This window comes from Microbacterium sp. DWRC1-3 (assembly GCF_049896645.1).
Lineage (GTDB): Bacteria > Actinomycetota > Actinomycetes > Actinomycetales > Microbacteriaceae > Microbacterium > Microbacterium maritypicum.
Genome location: NZ_JAFCUS010000001.1, coordinates 1,709,463 through 1,727,821, shown reverse-complemented (window position 1 = coordinate 1,727,821; position 18,359 = coordinate 1,709,463). Strand labels below are relative to the sequence as shown.

Here is an 18,359-nt window from a genome sequence, read left to right as displayed (position 1 = left end):
TCGACATGGGAACGCTGCTGATCCGTCCTCCCGGCCATCGCCGGGACGTCGCGCTGCGCCCTGCCGCGACCGCGATGGTGTGGGTCGGCGAAGGCCATCCGCACGAGACGATCGCCGTGCCGGGCGTCGCGCTCGGTGACGGCGACGTGCTCGTGGCCGTCGAGATGTCGACGATCTGCGGCTCGGATGTGCACACCGTGCAGGGGCGCCGCTCGGCCCCGACTCCTCTGGTGCTCGGACACGAGAGCGTCGGACGGGTCATCGCGACCGGTGACGGCGGGGCGCACACGGTCGACGGTACTCCGCTGCGCATCGGCGACCGGGTGGTCTGGTCGGTGACGGTGTCGTGCGCGAGCTGCGACCGGTGCCTGCAGGGGATGCCGCAGAAGTGCCGCGACCTGGGGAAGTACGGGCACGACAAGGTCGGGGCGCACGGCGACCTCACCGGAGCCTTCGCGAGTCACGTGCAGCTGCGAGAGGGGACGGCCATCGTGCGGGTTCCCGAGGCGCTCCCCGCCTCCGTTCTCGCGCCCGCGTCCTGCGCCACGGCGACAGCCTGGGCTGCGGTGGCCAGGGCCGCGAAGGACCGCGATCTCGACGGAGCGCGTGTGCGGATCCACGGCGCGGGACTGGTCGGACTCTCCGCCGCGGCCATCGCCGCCGAGCAGGGTGCGACCGTGGAGGTGCTCGACCCCAACCCCGAGCGACGTGCCCTCGCCGCACGCTTCGGTGCGACCGGCCTCGACGGCGAGCCCGACGTCGTGATCGAAGCCTCGGGGCACGCGGTGGGCGAGGCTCTCTCGGGCGTCGCGGTCGGGGGAACCGTCGTGCTCGTCGGCAGTGTGTTCCCGGCCGATCCGGTGCCGTTCGACGCCGAGAGCATCGTGCGGCGCCTGGTCACCGTCGCCGGCATCCACAACTACACGGGGGCCGAACTCGCCGAAGCCGTGGCCTTCCTCGCCGGACGAGGGCGGGCCTACCCGTTCGCGGACGCGGTCGGCGCGGTGCGCGGACTCTTCGAGATCGACGCGGCGCTCGTGGAGGCGGCCTCCCCGGGGGCTCCTCTTCGGATCGGACTCGTTCCGGGGCAGTGATGCGCCCGGGACACAGGCCCTAGACGCCGTCGTCCTGCCCTCGTCGGGGGCCGAGTGGGCGCAGCCCCTCGGCGTGGAAGGCGAGCAGGCTGACGGCCGCATCGACGGTCGCGGTCAGGATCTCCTCGGGGTCGCCGACCAGGGCGAGCCTGCGGTGGCCCTGGTCCTCGGCGGTGGCCCAGCCCAGGAAGACGGTCCCTGCGGGATGCCCGCCCTGCGCGTCGGGGCCGCCGACGCCCGTGGTCGACACGGTGAGGTCGGCGTCGAACAGGCGACGTGCCCCCACGGCGAGCTGCTCCGCGCATGCCGCCGAGCACGGATCCGTCCCGGGCTTCAGCCCGAGAACGCGCTCCTTCACGGCGGTCATGTAGGCGACGATGCCGCCGGCGAACCACTCGGAGGCACCGTCGCCGGCGCCGATCGTGTGCGCGAGCATGCCCGAGGTGAGTGACTCCGCCACGGCGATGCGCAGCCCCCGCGCGGCGGCGAGTTCGCTCAGCCGTGCGATGTGGCCGCGCGTATCGGGGCCGCTCATCGCCTCGGCGCCGGGGGCCTGCGCAGCATCGGGGGTGTCGTCGTGCAGGGTCACCGCGAGATGCTCTCCACGGTCTTGCCGGTCGTCGATGCGGACAGCGAGCGTGCGACGTCGGCCTGACTCACGATGCCGACCAGACGACGGTCGGTCATCACGGGCAGCCGTCGCACCTGGTTCTCCTGCATCCGGTCGAGGGCCACGCGGATGTCGTCATCCGCATCCACCGTGACCGGCTTGCCCTTAGCGAGCGCTGACGCCGGGGTGGTCTCCGGGTCCATGCCCAGGGCGATCGCACCCACCACGATGTCGCGGTCGGTGAGCATGCCCTTCAGCTTGCCGTCCTCGCCGCAGATCGGCAGGGCTCCGACATCCAGATCCGCCATGACCGAGGCGGCGATGCGCAAGGAATCGTTCACCCCGATGCAGCGCGGCCTCGGAGTCATGAGGTCGCGCGCGGTGGTCATCGCTCTTCGCCCTCGTCGTAGTCCGGACGCGGCGGCTGCAACGGCTGGTCGGAGTACTCCCCACCCGCACGGCCTCCGTACGGCCGTCCGTGATCGGCGAACTCCTCGCGTGCGAAGACCAGGGTCCACGGGCCCGCCGTGAAGTGCGCTCCGGTGCGCAGCGTCTCGGAGTTCTCGTCGGCGTGGGTCGCGTCAACGCCCAGGCTCGCGTTCGTCTCACCCTCGCCGTGCAGCGTCAGCACGTACTCGTCGCGGTCGTCGTGTGTGATCGTGGCATGCACGGGATCGGTGTCGGCCAGGCGCAGCTCGTTGTCCTCGGCGGAGCCGATCCGCACCACGTCGTCGCTCAGCGCGAACTCGGTGCGCTCGTCGTCCCTGGTGATGCGCAGTCGGGGGTTGCCCGCGCCCCAGGCGGCGTGCGTGGTCGTGGGCGTGTAGCCCTCGTCGGGACGGTCGTCGATGTGTCGGTCGTTCATGGCAGTGCCCTTCGAGTCGAGTGTCCCGAGGCTAGGCTCCGGGCGACGTCTCGCCGAGGGGGTTGACTTCGGGGCGTCGAGTGGGCATCGGGCGCGACCGCGGGGACAGGAGGTATCCGGCGGCGGAGTGCGCGAGAATGGAGCGAAGCCGTCGTCCCGGCCAGACAGCGACCAAGGAGCACCACCAATGGGAAAGTTCGTCTACGAAGGCGGCGTGAAGACCGAGATCGAGGACCGCGCCCTCACCCACCTGCAGCTCGTGATCACCGCGAAGCTGCGGCGCGGGGAGCCCTTCCCCTTCAGCTGGCGCGAAGACGCGAGCGTGGGCGGCGGGCGCACCACCGTGTGGATCCAGCCCGGCAGCTCTCTCGTGTTCAAGTACTTCGGCAGCCGTCAGCCCTCCATCAACCGGGCCTGGATCGAGGCGCTCGCGTTCACCGCGAACGCGCCCAGCGGTCTCTACCTCGTTCCCGAGCCCGCCGAGGCGGGCGAGGAGCCCGGCGCCGGCGAGGTCCCGGTCACCCCTCCTCTCTGACCTTCGAGCTCGCCTCGAGACCCACCTGCATCGTCGAAACCCACTCGTGGACGCGCGTCCACCGGTGGGTTTCGTCGTCGAGCATGGGTGTCGACGAGAGCTGGTCGGTCGGCCGGAGCTGTCAACCCCCTGACGGAGCACGAGACGATCGGAGAGGGTGGGACCCATGACCGACGACACCACCGACCCCCGCCACGCGCACCGCGAAGAGGGCTTTCCCGCACAGCACCAGGATCAGCCGGGCCTGACCGAACAGACCCGCCCGGAACCGGACCACGGCGAACGGACCTACGTCGGCCATGGTCGTCTGGAGGGACGCCGCGCCCTCATCACGGGCGGAGACTCGGGCATCGGACGAGCCGTCGCGATCGCCTTCGCGCGGGAGGGCGCCGACGTCGCCATCGCGCACATGCCCGAGGAGCAGGACGACGCGGAGGACACGCTCGCCCTGGTGCGCGAGACGGGGCGCGCAGGAGTGGGCTTCGCGGGTGACCTGCGCGACGAGACGTTCGCAACCGACATCGTCGCCCGGACGCGGCGCGAACTCGGCGGACTGGACGTGCTCGTGCTGAACGCCGGCTACCAGCACGACATCGACGGCTTCGAGACGCTGGAGACGGAGCGGATGCGCCGGGTGTTCGACACCAACCTGGCCGGCATGCTGTTCTCGGCACGGGCGGCCTATCCCGACCTCCCGCCGGGAGCGAGCATCATCGTGACGGCATCCGTCCAGGCCTACAACCCCTCACCGGGACTCATCGACTACGCCATGACGAAGGCCGCGCAGGTGGCGTTCGTGAAGGCCCTCGCGGAAGAGGCGGGCCCGCGGGGCATCCGCGTCAACGCCGTCGCACCCGGCCCGATCTGGACGCCGCTGATCCCGGCGACCGGATGGGATGCCGAACGGCTGGCGACCTTCGGTGCCGACACCCCGCTGGGGCGGGCGGGGCAGCCCACGGAGCTCGCCGGTACCTACGTCTACCTGGCGTCGGCGGAATCGTCGTACACCTCCGGATCGGTCATCGCGGTCACCGGCGGCAAGTCCCTCTGATCCGCGCCGAGGCGGCGGCCCGGAGAGGGGCCGCCGCCTAAGCTTGTCTGGTGCAGAAGCCCGCCGCGTCCAGCCCCCTCGTGGGGGTCGCACTCGTCATCGGCTCCTGCCTCTCTCTTCCCTTCGGGGCCGCGGTCGCCGCTCAGCTGTTCCCGGTTCTGGGGCCCTGGGGCGTGACCTCGCTGCGCGTCGCGATCGCCGCGGTCCTGCTGGTCGTCATCGTGCGGCCGCGGCCGCGGAAGTGGACCCGCCCGCAGTGGTTGGCCGCCGTGCTCTTCGGCGTCTCCCTCGCCGCGATGAACGGTTTCTTCTACGCCGCGATCGATCGCATCCCCCTGGGTCCTGCCGTCGCGATCGAGTTCCTCGGGCCACTGGTGCTCGCCGCCGTGCTCACCCGGAAGCTCTCGGACTTCACCTGGGTCGGCGTGGCCCTGCTCGGCATGGTCGTGCTGGGCATCGACGGCCTGATCGGCGCCGAACCGCTCGACCCGCTCGGGGTGGTCTTCATCCTCATCGCGGCCGGCTTCTGGGCCATGTACATCCGGATGAGCGCCCGCGTCGGCGCGCTCATCCCCGGCAGCAGCGGCCTGGCCATGGGGCTCGTGGTCGCCGCGGTGCTGCTCATCCCGGTCGGCATCCCGGCCGCATCGACGGTGGCGATGGATCCGCAGCTCCTGCTGCTCGCGGCGATCACCGCGGTGCTGTCGTCGGTGATCCCCTACAGCTTCGAGCTCGCGGCGCTGCGCCGTCTGCCGCAACGAGTGTTCGGCGTGCTGCTGAGCCTCGAGCCCGCCTTCGCTACCCTCGCCGGATGGCTCATCCTCGGGCAGGATGCGACCCCGCTGCGACTGCTGGCCATCGCCCTCGTGATCGCCGCGAGCGTGGGGACCACGCTCGGTGTGCGGAGGGACCGCCGCGACGGAGGTCCCTCCGGTCCCTTCACCGCGCCGATACCGCTGCCCGACTGACCACCGGAGTCGGCAGCGGGAACCGCCGACGCAGGATGATGCGCTGTACGAGAGTCCAGACCACCGTGACGGTGAGGTACAGCGCGGCGGCGAGCGGCACGAACACGGCGAAGACCGCGGTCACGTAGTGCATCGCCGAGACGACGCGCAGCATGGTGGGGGAGTTCAGCGGGGAGTCGTCGGCATCGGCCGGTGTCGGGCGGAACACGCGGCGGGTGACCTCGGCGACCGCGATCATCACGGCGAGCAGTACGCCGAACACGAGGAACGTGGCCGCAGTCGCCGTGCCGCCGAAGAGCGCCGCGATCAGGCTCGTGCCCAGAGGTGCGCCGAACAGGTCGTGCGCGAGCAGCTCGTTGGAGTGTCCCGCGATCTCCGGGCGCAGGAACAGCGTGTACAGGATGCCGACGACGGGGGCCTGCGCCAGCACCGGGAGCATCCCCGCGAACGGCGAGGTGTTCTCGGCGCGGTACAGCGCCATCGTCTCCTTCTGCAGACGCTCGGGGTTCTTCTTGTGGCGGCGCTGGAGCTCGCGCAGCTTCGGCGCGAGGCGCGCCCTGGTCTGCTCGGCCTTGGCCTGGGAGATGCCGACGGGGATGAGCAGCGCCCGCACCAGCAGGGTGACGAGCATGACGGCGAGGGCGGCGGCCGAGGCTCCGGCGAGAGGGGTGAGCAGGTCGGAGAGCCCGGTCAGGGCGCCGTAGGCGGCGTCGAGGAGGGCGGCGAGAGGGGGAAAGGCGAAGATGTCCATGCAAGAGTCCGTTCGTGGCGTCGGGAAGGGTCGGCGAAGGCCGCGTGATCCCGTCGTGTGAACGGACTACGCGGCGCTCGCGACTCCCGGCGCCCGAGGCCGTGGGTGGCCTGCGGCATCAGGATCGCTCTGCGTGAGGAGGGTGCCGATGTCGATCGCCCGCAGCGGATGCGGGGCGTCTGCGGTGGCTTCGGGGCGCACGCTCAGCACGATCGCGAGCGTGAGGGCCGTGACCGCGAGCACCGCGATCGCGAGGCCGAGAGCTGCCGCATCGGGCATCGAGACGAGCCCGAGCGCGGTCGCGACGAAGCTCAGCATCTGCCCGAACCACTCGCTCATGTGCGCTCTCCCTCCTGCAGCGAGGGTATCACCGGGGTCTGCAGGTCGGACCCGTCACGGTCGACCCCGGGGGTGCGGCGCGGGCGTAACGTCGAAGCATGAGTGACCTTCGCGCCCTGCTCGGGATCGAGCATCCGATCATCCTCGGCCCGTTCGGCGGGCTCTCCTCGACCGCGCTCACCGCGGCGGTGAGCAACGCCGGCGGACTGGGCTCATTCGGCCTGTACGGCTACGAGGGCGACCGCATCCGCACGACCGGAGCCGAGCTGCGTGCGGCGACCGATCGGCCGTTCGCGGTGAACATCTGGCTTCCCACGGGCGACGAGGTCGAACCGAACCCGCAGCACACGGTGTTCGCCCAGGCGCTGCAACCCTTCTACGAGGCCGTGGGTCTCGACGTGCCGAGCAGACCGGAGCGCTACACCCCCGCCCTGGAGGAGCAGCTCGACGCGATCTGGGAGATCGAGCCCACGGTGCTGAGCGTGGTGTTCGGGGTGCCGTCCGCCGATGTGGTCCGAGAGGCGCACCATCGCGGTATCCGGATCGTCGGCACGGCGACCACCGTGGCCGAGGCGGTCGCGCTCGCCGCAGCGGGAGTGGATGCCGTGGTCGCGACCGGGGCGGAGGCCGGCGGGCATCGGGTGTCGTTCCTGCGCCCTGCCGAGGAGTCGCTCGTCGGGACCTTCGCCCTGATCCCGCAGGTCGTCGATGCGGTGGACGTGCCCGTGATCGCGGCCGGAGGCATCGCCGATCGACGCGGTGCGGCCGCGGCGTTCGCTCTCGGGGCCGCGGGCGTGCAGGTCGGGACGGCCTTCCTCGCCGCCTCGGAGTCGGCGGCCAACCAGGCGCACCGCGACGCGATCCGCTCGACCGCTGCCGACGAGACCGTGCTCACGCTGGCGATGAGCGGGCGTCTGGCCCGTGGTGCGCGCAACCGCGTCGTGCGCGCCATCGAAGCCAGCGGCACGATCGCGCCGTTCCCGATGCAGAACTGGCTCACGGGTCGCTTCCGCGCTGCCGCGGGGGAGCAGAACCTGGGCGCGCTGCAGTCGCTGTGGATGGGGCAGGGCGCGCCACTCGTGCGCCACGAGACCGCCGCGGACGTGTTCGCCGAACTGGTCGCGGGGGTTCCGGTCGCTCCCTGACGCTCATCGACGAACAAGAGCGTGAAGGGACTGCCTGGAGGCGAAGGCGCACTGAGTGTCAACATAGCCAGGTTCATGGCTAACATGGACATATGAGCAGTCACAATGTTCTCGACGCGCGCAACAGTCTCTCGAGGCTGATCGCGGACTCTCAGGCGGGCGAAGATGTCGTCATCACCAAGCGAGGGAAGCCGGTAGCGAAGCTCGTCCCGATCGGGCCGGTCGATCTCGTCCGCAGCGGGCGGCTCCTCGTCGAGTGGCTCGAGAGCGACCCGTTGCCCGGGCGGCTGGCCCGTTCGGCTGCCGAGCTCGACGCGCAGATCGCGGAAAGCCGAGACGCCTGGGAATGATCTACCTCGACTCCTGCATCCTGATCTACGCCATCGAAGACGACGGGCCTCGGGGTGACGCCGTCCGAAACGTACTCCGAGAGGTGGACGTCGCGGTGGCCTCGAGCCCTCTGGCGCTTCAGGAGTGCTTGGTCGGCCCGCTGCGCGGGCGCAATCCCGAGCTGCGCGACCGCTACCTCGCGATGTTCGAACACCTCGAAGAAGTGACGCTGGACGCGACGGTCTTCATCCGTTCCGCGGAACTCCGGGCGGATTTCGGGTTGAAGACGCCAGATGCCGTGCATCTCGCTGCGGCTCAGATCGCGGGCTGCACCGAACTGTGGACGAACGACAGACGCCTCGCAGCTGCTTCCCACGGGCTCGCAGTCGACGTGATCGGTGCCCGATCCTGACGCGGCCCCGATGAGGATTCTCTGTGTTCGCGAGGCGGTACGCTCGCTCCTCTAGAGGATGACCGTGGACTTGCCGTGCACGATCACGCGATCCTCGGCATGCCACTGCACGGCGCGCGCGAGCACCAGACGCTCGACGTCGGCGCCGCGGCTCTGCAGCTCGGCGGCCGATTCGGAGTGGGTCACGCGCGTGACGTCCTGCTCGATGATCGGCCCCTCGTCGAGGTCGGCCGTCGCGTAGTGCGCGGTCGCACCGATCAGCTTGACGCCGCGATCCTTGGCCCGCGCATACGGGTTCGCACCGATGAAGGCGGGCAGGAACGAGTGGTGGATGTTGATCACCGGGGCCTCGAGCCGGGTGATGAAGTCGTCGGTGAGGATCTGCATGTAGCGCGCGAGCACGACGAGATCGACGTTGCCGCGCAGCAGCTCCAGCTGGCGCTCCTCCATGGCGGCCTTGTCGCCGGAGGGGATGTGCACGAACGGCACGCCGAACGACCGGACGGCCTCGGCCAGGTCGGGGTGGTTGGAGACGACCATCGTGATGTCGATGTCGAGCTGCCCGCGCTGAGTGCGCCACAGCAGCTCCATCAGGCAGTGGTCGTACTTCGAGACGAAGATCGCGACGCGCTTGCGCCGGGCCACGTCGTGCAGCGACCACTCCATGCCGAAGCGCTCGGCGACGCCGGCGATGTCGGCTTCGAGCGCGGGGCGCGCGGCCGAGAGCCCGTCGAGGTGGATGACGGTGCGCTGGAAGAAGCGTCCGCCCTCGGAGTCCGTCGAGTGCTGGTCGAGGGAGATGATGTTCGCCCCGTGCTGAGCGAGCACGCCGGCGACGGCGGCGACGATGCCGGGCTGATCGTCGCAGGCGATGAGCAGGCGGGCGGTATCGGGCTGAGACATGGGGACTCCTCGAGGGTGTGCATCGATTCTGCCGTGGATGCGCCGAGCGGGCGAATCGCGAGAGCACCGCGCGATGCCCTGCACCCGCGCGACGGCCGCCTCACCTACCCTGAGAGCATGGAAGCGAGCGACCTCGGCCTGGTGCTGGTGCCCCTGCTGGCTGTCGCCGCACCCCTGCTCGCCCGTGGCGTGCGGCCGGTGGTCCGGGTGCCGATCGTGGTGTTCGAGCTCGTTCTCGGCATCCTCATCGGTCCCGCGGTTCTCGGCTGGGTCGAGACGGGACCGCTGCTGGAGAAGCTCAGCGACTTCGGCCTGGCGCTGCTGTTCTTCGTCGCGGGCACCGAGATCGACTTCACGAAGGTCGCGGGCAAGCCGCTCGCCCGGGCATCGCTCGGGTGGCTGCTCAGCGTGCTGCTGGGCATCGGCCTGGGTTTCTTCTTCGCGCCGGGTGAGGGGATGGTGGTGATCGGGATCGCCCTCAGCTCGACGGCGCTGGGAACGCTGATGCCGATCCTGCGCGACGCCCGAGAGCTCGACTCGCCCTTCGGTCGTGCGATCAGCGCGATCGGTGCGGTCGGCGAGTTCCTGCCGCTCATCGCGATCTCGATCTTCCTGAGCACGCGGACCACTCCGATCGCCACCGCTGTGCTCCTGACCTTCGTCGTGCTCGCCGGTCTCGCCGTGCTGTTGGCCACGCGCGTGTCGCACGGACGGCTGCACCGCATCGTCCGCGCCACCCTGCACACCTCGGATCAGTTCGGCGTGCGCTTCGTGATCCTCCTCATCGCCGCCCTCGTGGGGCTCAGCGTCATGCTCGACCTCGACATGCTGCTGGGAGCGTTCGTGGCCGGCGCGATCTGGCGCATCATCATGGCGCGCGCGCCGAAGAAGGATGCGGAAGAGGTCGAGAGCAAGATCGAGGCGATCGCCTTCGGATTCCTCGTGCCGATCTTCTTCCTCTACACGGGTGTCACGTTCGACCTGCAGGCGCTGCTCACATCGCCGTCGGCGCTGGCTCTGGTGCCGATCTTCCTGATCGCTCTGCTCGTGATCCGCGGATCGGCGGCGCAGCTGTCGGCCCCGCCCGGAGCGAGTGCTCGCGATCGCGCCGCCCTGGGGCTCCTCGCCGCGACCGGTCTGCCGATCATCGTCGCCGTGACGGCGATCGGTGTCGACCAGGACATGATCGACACCGGCACGGCCGCGGCGCTGGTCGGCGCCGGCATGCTGTCGGTGCTGCTGTATCCGCTCATCGGCATGACTCTCCGCGGCGACCGCGCGGAGGTCGTCGGGCCGGAGCGGGCCGCCGAGTCCACGCAGGGAGAACTGTGACCACCGCATCCGCACTCTTGACCCAGGCCGTGAAGGACCTGCAGGACGCGCCGAAGGAGGGACTCGGCGAGCAGCGCGATTCCCGGTGGCGCGGGCGTCGCATCGTGCGGGTCGGAGACGCCTGGCACCTGGGCGTGCTGCTGCTGACAGAGACGCACGCGCTGGCGACGGCAGAGGTGCTGCGCGCGGCCGACCCCGGGCGCCGCGGCTACACCGCGGAGTCGGCCAGGGAGCGTGCCGAGCGCCGAGCCGAGGCGTTGCGCGGTGGATTCGGCGAGGGCGAGGTCGTGCACGTGGGGTGGAGCGTCATCGACGTCGATGGGGTGGATGCCGGAGGCTCCTCCGGGCCGCTCGCCCTGATCGACGGGGTGCCGTCCGTGCGCTGGAGCACCGCGGGCGGTTTCATGCCGCTGGAGGCATATCTGCGCGAGCGTGTGGCGCTGCTGCGGGACGCGGCCGCGAGCTGACGCGGGTTCCCCGACTCAGGCGAAGGTCTCGGCGAAGCGGCGCAGGAGCGCTGCGCCCTCGGTCACCGATGCCGCGAGCACCTGCTGCTGCACCGCGTCGAACTCGTCGGGGTCGAAGTAGCCGGTGGTGCGGTAGAACGTCATGCGGTCGGCGAAGTCGCGCGGAGTGGGCTCGGGGTGGAACTGCGCCGCGTACAGGTGCGTGCCCACGCGGTAGGCCTGCACCGGACAGGCCTCGTTCGTCGCCAGCAGCACGGCACCGGGAGGGGTGCTCGCTGCGCTCTCCTTGTGCGCCGTGAAGACCGTGAGAGCCGAGCCGCTGGGGCCGAACACGGGGTCGGCTGCACCGGCTGCGGTCGTGTCGATCACGGTGGCGCTCGCGGGTTCAGGGGTGTCGGTCACGACCTCGCCCCCGAGCATGCGGGTCACCACGCCGATGCTGAAGCAGGTGAAGAACACCGCGATCTCGGCCGCCATCGCCGCGTCCGCCAGTGTGCGGAGGTCGGCTTCGACCCGCAGCTGCTCCGCGGTCTTCACCGTGTCGGAGACGTTGAACGGCGAGCCCCCGACCACGATTCCGCGGTACCCCTGCAGACGCTCGATGTGCAGCGGCGTCTGCAGCAGATCGAGCCGATCGACCACGTCGACACCGAGGGCCCGGCGGAAAGAGGCATGCTCGGCATCCGCCGCCCCGATCTCGGGCCGCACGCAGACGTAGAGAAGCGAGGCCATCAGGAGATTCTAACGATCGCGCGAGGCCGGGCCGACGCGGTCACCGCGAGGAGTTGGTCGTGCGACCGCGGACGATGCCGACGAAAGTCTCGACGTCGGGCGTGGTGCGCTCGCGCGGCCAGACCAGGGCGACCGTCGATGTCGGTCCGTCCGCGAGCACCCGGTGATCGGCATCCTTGCGGTGGTGCAGGCGGGCGAGGGACATCGGGACGACCACGATGCCAACTCCGGATGCCGCCGTCGCGACTGCCTCGCCGGTCGGGAGCGCGGCGAAGGTCGCCGGGAGAGTCCCGGGGAGATCGAGCGGGCCGAGCACGTCGTCGGTCAGCCCGATCACGACTTCGCCCTCGAGGTCGGAGCCCGTGAGCTCAGCGGCCGCCATCAGGTGCGAGTCTGCTGCCGCGACCACGACCGGGAGCTCGTCGTACAGCGGGATGATGTGCAGCGACTCGTCCGTGAGAGGCAGACGCACCAGCGCCGCGTCGACCCCGTCGAGCGCGGCCCGCTGTGTAGCGGCCTCGATCGGAACGAGCTCGAGCGGCACTCGTGGCATCCGCTGCTTCCACGCATCGATCCACTTGCCGGGTGTCGCCCCTGGCACCGCGCCCAGCCGGAAGGTGCGCGGTGCCTCGGGTTCGGGCTGAGGAGCGTCGAAGACGACCTTGGCCGTCGGCTTCTTCGGCTTCTGTGGGGGGAATCGCTCGGCGGGGGCGGCCTTGTTCCGGCGCACCGGCGTGCCCCTGCTTGCGCCCTTCGCGGGCCGTCTTCCCTGATTCGCCATGGGGTCAAGGTTACTCGGCGAGCGGTTCCGGCACCTCGTGCAGCGGCGCCGGTGCCGTGGCAGCGAGCGTGCGCTGGGCGCGGCGGATCAGCCCGACGGCTCCGCCGACGAGCAGCAGCACACCGATCGTCAACACGAGGATCATGTTCACGGTGGTCGGGGTCAGGGCCAGCAGCCCGTCTGCGAGAGTCTCGCGCCGATCGGCGTCGGCGAGCATCCAGAGGGCGCTCGCCGCGACGGAGGAGAACAGGAGGCCCCAGATGATGGCGGCCCAGCGGGTGCGGGGCGGGGTGGCCGGTTCGATGATCGTGGGCGTGCTCATCACTGGTCTTCCTTCACGGGCTCGTAGATGGTGACGTTGATGGCACCACTGGTCTGATCGATGGTGACGGGCTGGACGGTGGTCGCAGACACACGGTCCGACGAGATGTCCTGGACGATGACGGACTCGCCGCCGCGGTCCTCGAAGGACCAGACGCCGCTGTCGATGATGGTCGCGGTCTCACCCTCCACCCGCGTCCAGTGCGCCGTCCCGGTGTCGAGCGTCGCGCGAAGCTCGAGCTCCACTCCCGCATCGACGTAGATCTCGGTGGTGCCGGAACCCTTCTCGATCACGATCGGCCGGGGCGCGCCGTCATGCTGGTTCAGCGAGAGATAGAGGTCTCCGAACGGCTGACGGATGTGCTCCGCCCGGTTGTTGGAGATCGACGCCCAGCCGAGCGTGAAGCCCTGAAGGGTCGAGAATGCACCGGCCACCAGTCCGCCCATCAGCGTGAGCACGGTCGCGAAGGCCAGGAAGCCGCTGCGGCGACGGAACGCTCCGGCGACGATCATGCCGAGCGCGAGGATGAGTGCGGCGGCGAGTAGTCCCAGCGCTCCGCCGAGGGACTCACCGCCGGTGACGAGACCGACGGCGGCACCCGTGATGATGGCGAGACCGATCATGGTCGCGGCGAAGGCGAAGCCCGCCCGCGGGTTCGATGCCCGGCGGATGCGACGGCGCTCGGCCGCCTCTGCGGCGAACACCGCGGCCTCGGCCTGGCGCTCGCGGCGCAGCTGGTCACGGGCAGCCCGTTCGACATCCTGCTGCTGGCGCCGCCATGCCTGATCCTGTTCCTTCCAGGCGGCGTGCTGAGCGCGCCAGGCCTCGAGGGCCGCAGGGTCTTGAGAACCGGGCGGCAGCGGAACCGGCGGTGCGGGCGGGGTGAGGCCGAGCGAGGCATCCGGTGCCGCAGGCTCCGCGACGGTGTCGGCCGCGGCGTCTGCCTCGATCGGGAGAGTGGCATCCGCCCCCTCGGCGGTACCCGAACCGGCGAGGGGGGCGGATGCGGCCGGGGCCGCCTGATCTGCGGAAGCCATCGGCAGATCCGGCGCGGAAGCACCCGGGGTGCGGCTGGCAGCACGCACGATCAGGAAGAGCAGGCTGGCGACGAGCACGAGCCCGAGGATCCAGCTGATGAGGGAGAGAGCCGACCAGCCGTCGTATCCGAGTCCGAACAGGCGGCCCGCGAGCGGAGCCGTGGGGAACAGGCCGATGACGGCCATCGCCAGGATGCCCCACTGCACGGGCTGATAGTCGCGGCACAGCAGGTCGCGCACGTGCACCCGCCCGTCGACGTCCGGCAGCAGCGCCCAGGCGGCGGCGTAGAGGAAGATCACCGGCAGTCCGAACAGTGCGGCGACCACGAGCACCCCCCGCACGATCAGCGGGTCGATGCGCAGGCGCGCGGCGATGCCAGCGGCGACCCCGCCCAGCCAGCCCTCGGAGCGGGCGACGCCGAGACCGGCGACCCAGAGCAGGAAGCGATCGGCGCCGCGCGGGATATCGGTGCCCTCAGCGCCACCGGCCGGAGCGGCGGGGTCGGCAGGGGGCGGGGGCGCAGTCGGAATCGTCATGCTTCGATCCTGGCGGCCGCGGGGGGATGCCTGCCATGGGGGGAACCCCTGAGCGGCCCCTGATTCTGGGCAGGGGAGCACCCCGAGCGGGCGCGCGGGTGATTGGATTGCCCCATGTCCTCTTCGGCGCACGCTCCTGCGCGGCCCCCGCGCGTGGCCGCTCCACCGCGCCCGCCGCTGACCCGGGATCGTGAGTGCCTGGTGGCCGGCGTCAGCACGGGGCTCGCCCGCCATCTCGGTGTGCGGGTGTCGTTGGTGCGGGCGCTGTTCATCGCCCTCACGCTGTGCGGCGGCGCCGGCATCCTCCTCTATGCATGGTGCTGGATGTTCACGCCCTGGGCGGAGGGCGAGAGCGCGCCGACCAGACGGATGCCGGTGGCCTGGCTGCTGCTCGCCCCTGCCGCGGTCGGGATGCTCGTCGTCCTCGTCTGGCGAGGAGGCAGCGACTGGTTGAGCGGATCGATCCCGCCCGGCACCGCGGCCGTCGTCGTCGGTGGCACCGTGGCCTTCGCGACGGGTGCCGGTCTCTGGGCCACGCTCATAGATCGCACCGACACCGCGCGCGGGCCCCGGCACACCCTGAGCATCCGGATCCTCGCGATCCTGCTGCTCGCCCTGCTGGTCACGGTTCTGCTGTCCTGGCCGGTGGCGCGCTCGGGTGTGGCGCTGGTGCTCCTCCCGCTGGTCGGGCTCGCCGCCGTGGTGTCGTCGACGCTGATCCCGCGGTGGCGGGAGCTGTCGGGTGAACGGGTGCGCCGCATCCGGGAGGAGCAGCGCAGTCAGATGGCCGCCCACCTGCACGACTCGGTGCTGCAGACACTGGCGCTGATCCAGAACAGGGCGGGGGCCTCCAGCGAAGCCGCACGGCTCGCCAGGGCGCAGGAGCGCGAGCTGCGCGCGTGGTTGTACGACGGCGATGCCCCCGCCGACAGTGATCTTCCGACCGATCTGCGCGACTATGCGGGAGCGCTCGAACTCGACTACCCCGTGCGCATCGACGTCGTCTCGGCCGGGCTGTCGACCGAGCGGGCGAGCGGGGAGCTCGCCGCGGCGGCGCGGGAGGCGATCCTGAACGCGGCCCGGCACGCGGGTGGGGAGATCTCCGTGTACATCGAGGGAAGCGCCTCGGGGGTGGACGTGTTCATCCGCGATCGGGGGGCGGGATTCCGACTCGACGATGTGCCCAGCGATCGCCTGGGAGTGCGGGAGTCGATCATCGGCCGGATGCGCCGTGCGGGCGGCACCGGAGAGGTACGCAGCGATGGGAACGGCACCGAGGTGCGCCTTCGCATCACCACGAGCGCGCTCCAGGATCGACCGGCGCCGCGCCCGACCTCTTCGCGGGAGGAGAACCATGGCTGACAGCATCCGGGTCGTGATCGTCGACGACCACTCGATCTTCCGCTCCGGGCTGCGCGCCGACCTCGACGCGAGCGTCGACGTGGTCGGAGAGGCCGCCGACGTGCCGTCCGCGATCGCGGTGATCGGCGAGACGCAGCCGGATGTCGTGCTCCTCGACGTGCACCTGCCAGGGGGCAGCGGAGACGATGCGGCCGGAGGCGAGGCCGTGATCCGCGGCTCGTCTCCCACCGCCGCCCGGTTCCTCGCGCTGAGCGTGTCGGACGCGGCGGCCGATGTCGTGCGCGTGATCCGCGCCGGCGCCAGGGGCTACATCACCAAGGGGTCGTCGGGTGTGGAGGTCAGCAGCGCGGTGCGCGCAGTGGCCGACGGGGATGCGGTGTTCTCTCCGCGGCTCGCCGGCTTCGTGCTGGACGCGTTCGGTGCGGTGGCCGGCGAGACAGCGACGGCGACCGACGAACTCGACCGGCTCTCGGCGCGCGAGCAGGAGGTCATGCGCCTCATCGCCCGGGGCTACGCGTACAAGGAGGTCGCATCCGAGCTGTTCATCTCGATCAAGACGGTCGAGACACACGTGTCATCCGTGCTGCGGAAGCTGCAGCTGTCGTCGCGTCACGAACTCACGGCCTGGGCCTCGGAGCGGCGCCTGCTGTGAGCCGGCTCCGCGGTCGGACGCCTCAGGCGGCGAGCCACAGACCCTTCTGATCCGTCGCGATGGTGAGCCCGGCGGCAACCGTCTCGTCGTCGCCGATCCTCGCGCCGCGCACGATGCGCGCCCCGGCGCCGATGTCGGTGCGCACGCCCACGTAGGCGTGATCGCCGATCGCCGCGCCGTGGCCGACGTGCGCGTGCGCGTCCACGAACGCGCCCTCGCCGATCACTGCGTCTTCGTCGATCCAGGCGCCGCGCGCGATCGTCGCGCCGGCGCCGACGCGCGCTCCCGGTTCGATATAGGCACCCGCCTCGATATGCGCCTTCGGGTGCACCTTCGCGCCATGCGCGACGAGACCCCGGCCGTTCGCGTGCTTGCGGTACCGCAGCGTCGCGCCCTGGTCGTTCTCGATGTCGACGTAGTTCTTGCCCACGATTCCTCCCGTGCTCCGGAGTTCTCCGGATATACCAACAACCACGGCGAGGTCGGATTCATTCCCGCGGATGGATGTTGTCAGCGTTGACAGGACGGGCACCAGAAGGTGACGCGCTCTCGGGTCGGATCTGCGCCCTGCTCACCGCGTCTGATGAGGGTGCCGCAGCGTCGGCACGGGCGTCCGGCGCGGCCGTACACCCAGGTGGTCTGGCCGCCGCGATTGACGCCGGTGAACGTACGGTCGGCGCGATCGCGGTTCGCCCGGATCGTGCGCACGCCGAGGTCGAGAAGGGCGGCGACATCGACCTCCGGCGTCGGCGTCGTCGGCAGGATTCCCCGCAGGAACAGGAGTTCTGCGGCGTACTCGTTTCCGAATCCCGCGACGTTGCGCTGATCGAGCAGGGCGACATGGATGCTGCGGGTGTCGGCCCCGAGGCGCCGGACCGCCTCTGCCGCATCCCAGTCGGCGGCGAGGGGATCCGGACCCAGATGACCGACGAGCTGGTCTTCGTCCCGGGTGGGGACGACCTCGATCTCGGCGATGTCCACGCCGACGGCTTCGCGGTCCGCCGTGCCGACGATCGCGCGCACCTTGAAGGCCGGGTGGCGCCACTTCTCGCCGGGTCGGTACACGAACCAGGCGCCGTCCATGCGCAGATGCGAATGCAGTGTGCTGTCGCCCACACGCAGCAGCAGGTGCTTGCCGCGCGCGAGTGCACCGTGCACCGGCTGTCCGGTCAGATCGAGGGTCGCGAACCGGGGGACCCGGAGGTCGAATCGGGTGACCTCCGCACCCGACAGGGCCTCGTCGAGGCGCCGTGCGGTGCGGAAGACGGTGTCACCCTCGGGCATCAGGGCGCTCCGAGGGGCGCGTGGGGCGGGTGCGGTGCCTGCGGTGCCTGCGGTGCTGCGGGTGGTGGCGGAGTTGCCGGCAGGCTCGGTGCGGTGGCGCCCGTGCGGGCGAGCATGTCCCGCGCCAGCATGGTGCTGCCGGCGACGGCTGCGGGCATGATCGCGACCGCGCCGCCGGGGATCAGGAAGCAGAGCTGGGTCGCGACGCCGAAACCGAGGACCCGCGCCCGGCTGCCCGAGAACAGGGCGGCGCGATCGGCCGGGCTGAGCTCGCGCGCGTCGAAGGCGCGCCCCGTGAGCTCGCGGGCGAGCAGCCGACCGGTGAGCACCACACCGGAGATGGCGCCGAGGAACCCGCCGACCGCCGGGATGAGGCCGATCAGGAGCACGAGGATCGCGATCAGGATGCCGAGCAGGATCAGCCGGAGCCCCTCGCCGAGCGTTGTCCAGAAGCTGCCGCCGTCCGCCGGAGGCGCCTCGCCCAGGTCGACCTCGACCGCGTGCCAGATGCGCTGGTAGAAGGGGTCGCCGATGGTCAGGGTCAGGGCGCTGAAGACGACGCTGGCGAGCGCGAGTGCGGCCGCCACGATCACGAGACCCACGGCGGCGCGCAGCAGACCCCTCCACGGCTCGAACCACCCCTCGGCGAACGGGGTCAGCCAGACGGACAGCGACGGCATGCTGAGCACCAGTGGGATGAGGGCGGCCGCGAGCACGACCACGGCGATGATCGCGGGGATCAGCCCGAGCATCATGAGACCGGGCCTGGTGCGCCACAGCCCGAACCCGCGCAGCAGGGTGCGGATGCCGGTCGCGAACTCTCGGATCATGGCTTCCAGCGTAGGTGCAT

Annotated in this window: 24 protein-coding genes; 11 read left to right on the top strand and 13 right to left on the bottom strand. The window is 70.9% G+C overall.

Annotated elements, in window-relative coordinates; genetic code table 11:
* Positions 1–5 precede the first annotated feature (5 nt).
* Positions 6–1,094: an alcohol dehydrogenase catalytic domain-containing protein gene (locus ACP699_RS08390; protein WP_055865767.1), complete on the top strand. Its 1,089-nt coding sequence runs from the start codon at positions 6–8 to the stop codon at positions 1,092–1,094.
* 19 nt (positions 1,095–1,113) lie between these two features.
* Here ACP699_RS08390 and ACP699_RS08385 read toward each other — a convergent pair whose 3' ends face one another.
* From ACP699_RS08385 to ACP699_RS08375, 3 genes are read right to left on the bottom strand one after another with little or no spacing between them, the layout of a single operon-like run.
* Positions 1,114–1,683, bottom strand: coding sequence for a CinA family protein (locus ACP699_RS08385; RefSeq protein ID WP_426170547.1), 570 nt, complete (start codon positions 1,681–1,683; stop codon positions 1,114–1,116).
* The gene (locus ACP699_RS08380) at positions 1,680–2,093 is read right to left on the bottom strand and encodes a CBS domain-containing protein (RefSeq protein ID WP_055865765.1); all 414 of its coding nucleotides are present in this window, start codon (positions 2,091–2,093) and stop codon (positions 1,680–1,682) included. The genes ACP699_RS08385 and ACP699_RS08380 overlap by 4 nt, the downstream gene beginning before the upstream one ends.
* Entirely contained in the window at positions 2,090–2,569 is a 480-nt protein-coding gene (locus ACP699_RS08375) for a hypothetical protein (RefSeq protein WP_055874289.1), read from the bottom strand. The genes ACP699_RS08380 and ACP699_RS08375 overlap by 4 nt, the downstream gene beginning before the upstream one ends.
* Positions 2,570–2,756: 187 nt before the next feature.
* On the opposite strand from ACP699_RS08375, the gene ACP699_RS08370 reads away from it, so the two are divergent.
* The 3 genes from ACP699_RS08370 to ACP699_RS08360 all read left to right on the top strand — a co-directional run bounded on the left by ACP699_RS08370 (position 2,757) and on the right by ACP699_RS08360 (position 5,123).
* Entirely contained in the window at positions 2,757–3,104 is a 348-nt protein-coding gene (locus tag ACP699_RS08370) for a hypothetical protein (RefSeq protein ID WP_017829293.1), read from the top strand.
* A 166-nt stretch (positions 3,105–3,270) separates the two neighbouring features.
* Entirely contained in the window at positions 3,271–4,155 is an 885-nt protein-coding gene (locus ACP699_RS08365; RefSeq protein WP_426170544.1) for an SDR family oxidoreductase, read from the top strand.
* 50 nt (positions 4,156–4,205) lie between these two features.
* Positions 4,206–5,123, top strand: a complete 918-nt coding sequence (locus tag ACP699_RS08360; protein ID WP_055865756.1) for an EamA family transporter — start codon at positions 4,206–4,208, stop codon at positions 5,121–5,123.
* Here the strand turns inward: ACP699_RS08360 and ACP699_RS08355 are convergent.
* Both ACP699_RS08355 and ACP699_RS08350 read right to left on the bottom strand, forming a co-directional pair.
* Entirely contained in the window at positions 5,095–5,874 is a 780-nt protein-coding gene (locus ACP699_RS08355; RefSeq protein WP_426170542.1) for a YidC/Oxa1 family membrane protein insertase, read from the bottom strand. The two genes, ACP699_RS08360 and ACP699_RS08355, sit on opposite strands and share 29 nt — an antisense overlap.
* A gap of 66 nt (positions 5,875–5,940) precedes the next feature.
* Entirely contained in the window at positions 5,941–6,213 is a 273-nt protein-coding gene (locus tag ACP699_RS08350) for a DUF6412 domain-containing protein (protein WP_055874279.1), read from the bottom strand.
* A 98-nt stretch (positions 6,214–6,311) separates the two neighbouring features.
* Here ACP699_RS08350 and ACP699_RS08345 point away from each other — a divergent pair, with 98 nt between their 5' ends.
* From ACP699_RS08345 to ACP699_RS08335, 3 genes are all read left to right on the top strand, one after another.
* Complete coding sequence (locus tag ACP699_RS08345) at positions 6,312–7,358, top strand: NAD(P)H-dependent flavin oxidoreductase (RefSeq protein WP_426170539.1); 1,047 nt, start codon at positions 6,312–6,314, stop codon at positions 7,356–7,358.
* A gap of 92 nt (positions 7,359–7,450) precedes the next feature.
* Complete coding sequence (locus ACP699_RS08340) at positions 7,451–7,708, top strand: type II toxin-antitoxin system Phd/YefM family antitoxin (protein ID WP_055874273.1); 258 nt, start codon at positions 7,451–7,453, stop codon at positions 7,706–7,708.
* Complete coding sequence (locus ACP699_RS08335) at positions 7,705–8,100, top strand: type II toxin-antitoxin system VapC family toxin (RefSeq protein ID WP_426170536.1); 396 nt, start codon at positions 7,705–7,707, stop codon at positions 8,098–8,100. The genes ACP699_RS08340 and ACP699_RS08335 overlap by 4 nt, the downstream gene beginning before the upstream one ends.
* A 51-nt stretch (positions 8,101–8,151) precedes the next feature.
* On the opposite strand, the gene purU is transcribed toward ACP699_RS08335, so the two are convergent.
* On the bottom strand, positions 8,152–9,003 hold the full coding sequence (gene purU, locus ACP699_RS08330) for a formyltetrahydrofolate deformylase (RefSeq protein WP_017829285.1): 852 nt from the start codon (positions 9,001–9,003) through the stop codon (positions 8,152–8,154).
* 117 nt (positions 9,004–9,120) lie between these two features.
* Between purU and ACP699_RS08325 the strand changes: the two genes are divergently transcribed.
* Both ACP699_RS08325 and ACP699_RS08320 read left to right on the top strand, forming a co-directional pair.
* Complete coding sequence (locus ACP699_RS08325; protein WP_055866860.1) at positions 9,121–10,335, top strand: cation:proton antiporter; 1,215 nt, start codon at positions 9,121–9,123, stop codon at positions 10,333–10,335.
* The gene (locus ACP699_RS08320; RefSeq protein WP_055874266.1) at positions 10,332–10,802 is read left to right on the top strand and encodes a hypothetical protein; all 471 of its coding nucleotides are present in this window, start codon (positions 10,332–10,334) and stop codon (positions 10,800–10,802) included. The genes ACP699_RS08325 and ACP699_RS08320 overlap by 4 nt, the downstream gene beginning before the upstream one ends.
* A gap of 15 nt (positions 10,803–10,817) precedes the next feature.
* Here ACP699_RS08320 and ACP699_RS08315 read toward each other — a convergent pair whose 3' ends face one another.
* The 4 genes from ACP699_RS08315 to ACP699_RS08300 form a co-directional block, all read right to left on the bottom strand.
* Positions 10,818–11,534: a glutamine amidotransferase-related protein gene (locus ACP699_RS08315; protein WP_426170533.1), complete on the bottom strand. Its 717-nt coding sequence runs from the start codon at positions 11,532–11,534 to the stop codon at positions 10,818–10,820.
* A gap of 40 nt (positions 11,535–11,574) precedes the next feature.
* Positions 11,575–12,264: a substrate-binding domain-containing protein gene (locus ACP699_RS08310; protein ID WP_141387504.1), complete on the bottom strand. Its 690-nt coding sequence runs from the start codon at positions 12,262–12,264 to the stop codon at positions 11,575–11,577.
* 61 nt (positions 12,265–12,325) lie between these two features.
* The gene (locus ACP699_RS08305; RefSeq protein ID WP_400646800.1) at positions 12,326–12,637 is read right to left on the bottom strand and encodes a hypothetical protein; all 312 of its coding nucleotides are present in this window, start codon (positions 12,635–12,637) and stop codon (positions 12,326–12,328) included.
* Positions 12,637–14,211 carry a PspC domain-containing protein gene (locus ACP699_RS08300; RefSeq protein ID WP_426170530.1) on the bottom strand — a complete coding sequence of 525 codons (1,575 nt, stop codon included), beginning with the start codon at positions 14,209–14,211 and terminating at the stop codon, positions 12,637–12,639. Before ACP699_RS08300 ends, ACP699_RS08305 begins: the two co-directional genes overlap by 1 nt.
* Before the next feature lie 114 nt (positions 14,212–14,325).
* On the opposite strand from ACP699_RS08300, the gene ACP699_RS08295 reads away from it, so the two are divergent.
* Both ACP699_RS08295 and ACP699_RS08290 read left to right on the top strand, forming a co-directional pair.
* Positions 14,326–15,573, top strand: a complete 1,248-nt coding sequence (locus ACP699_RS08295; protein WP_426170528.1) for a PspC domain-containing protein — start codon at positions 14,326–14,328, stop codon at positions 15,571–15,573.
* Complete coding sequence (locus ACP699_RS08290) at positions 15,566–16,225, top strand: LuxR C-terminal-related transcriptional regulator (protein WP_055865721.1); 660 nt, start codon at positions 15,566–15,568, stop codon at positions 16,223–16,225. The genes ACP699_RS08295 and ACP699_RS08290 overlap by 8 nt, the downstream gene beginning before the upstream one ends.
* A gap of 22 nt (positions 16,226–16,247) precedes the next feature.
* On the opposite strand, the gene ACP699_RS08285 is transcribed toward ACP699_RS08290, so the two are convergent.
* The 3 genes from ACP699_RS08285 to ACP699_RS08275 all read right to left on the bottom strand — a co-directional run bounded on the left by ACP699_RS08285 (position 16,248) and on the right by ACP699_RS08275 (position 18,339).
* Positions 16,248–16,655 carry a DapH/DapD/GlmU-related protein gene (locus ACP699_RS08285; RefSeq protein ID WP_017829277.1) on the bottom strand — a complete coding sequence of 136 codons (408 nt, stop codon included), beginning with the start codon at positions 16,653–16,655 and terminating at the stop codon, positions 16,248–16,250.
* Positions 16,656–16,735: 80 nt separating this feature from the next.
* The gene (locus ACP699_RS08280; protein ID WP_426170525.1) at positions 16,736–17,509 is read right to left on the bottom strand and encodes a DNA-formamidopyrimidine glycosylase family protein; all 774 of its coding nucleotides are present in this window, start codon (positions 17,507–17,509) and stop codon (positions 16,736–16,738) included.
* Positions 17,509–18,339: an EI24 domain-containing protein gene (locus ACP699_RS08275; protein WP_426170523.1), complete on the bottom strand. Its 831-nt coding sequence runs from the start codon at positions 18,337–18,339 to the stop codon at positions 17,509–17,511. Before ACP699_RS08275 ends, ACP699_RS08280 begins: the two co-directional genes overlap by 1 nt.
* Positions 18,340–18,359 lie beyond the last annotated feature (20 nt).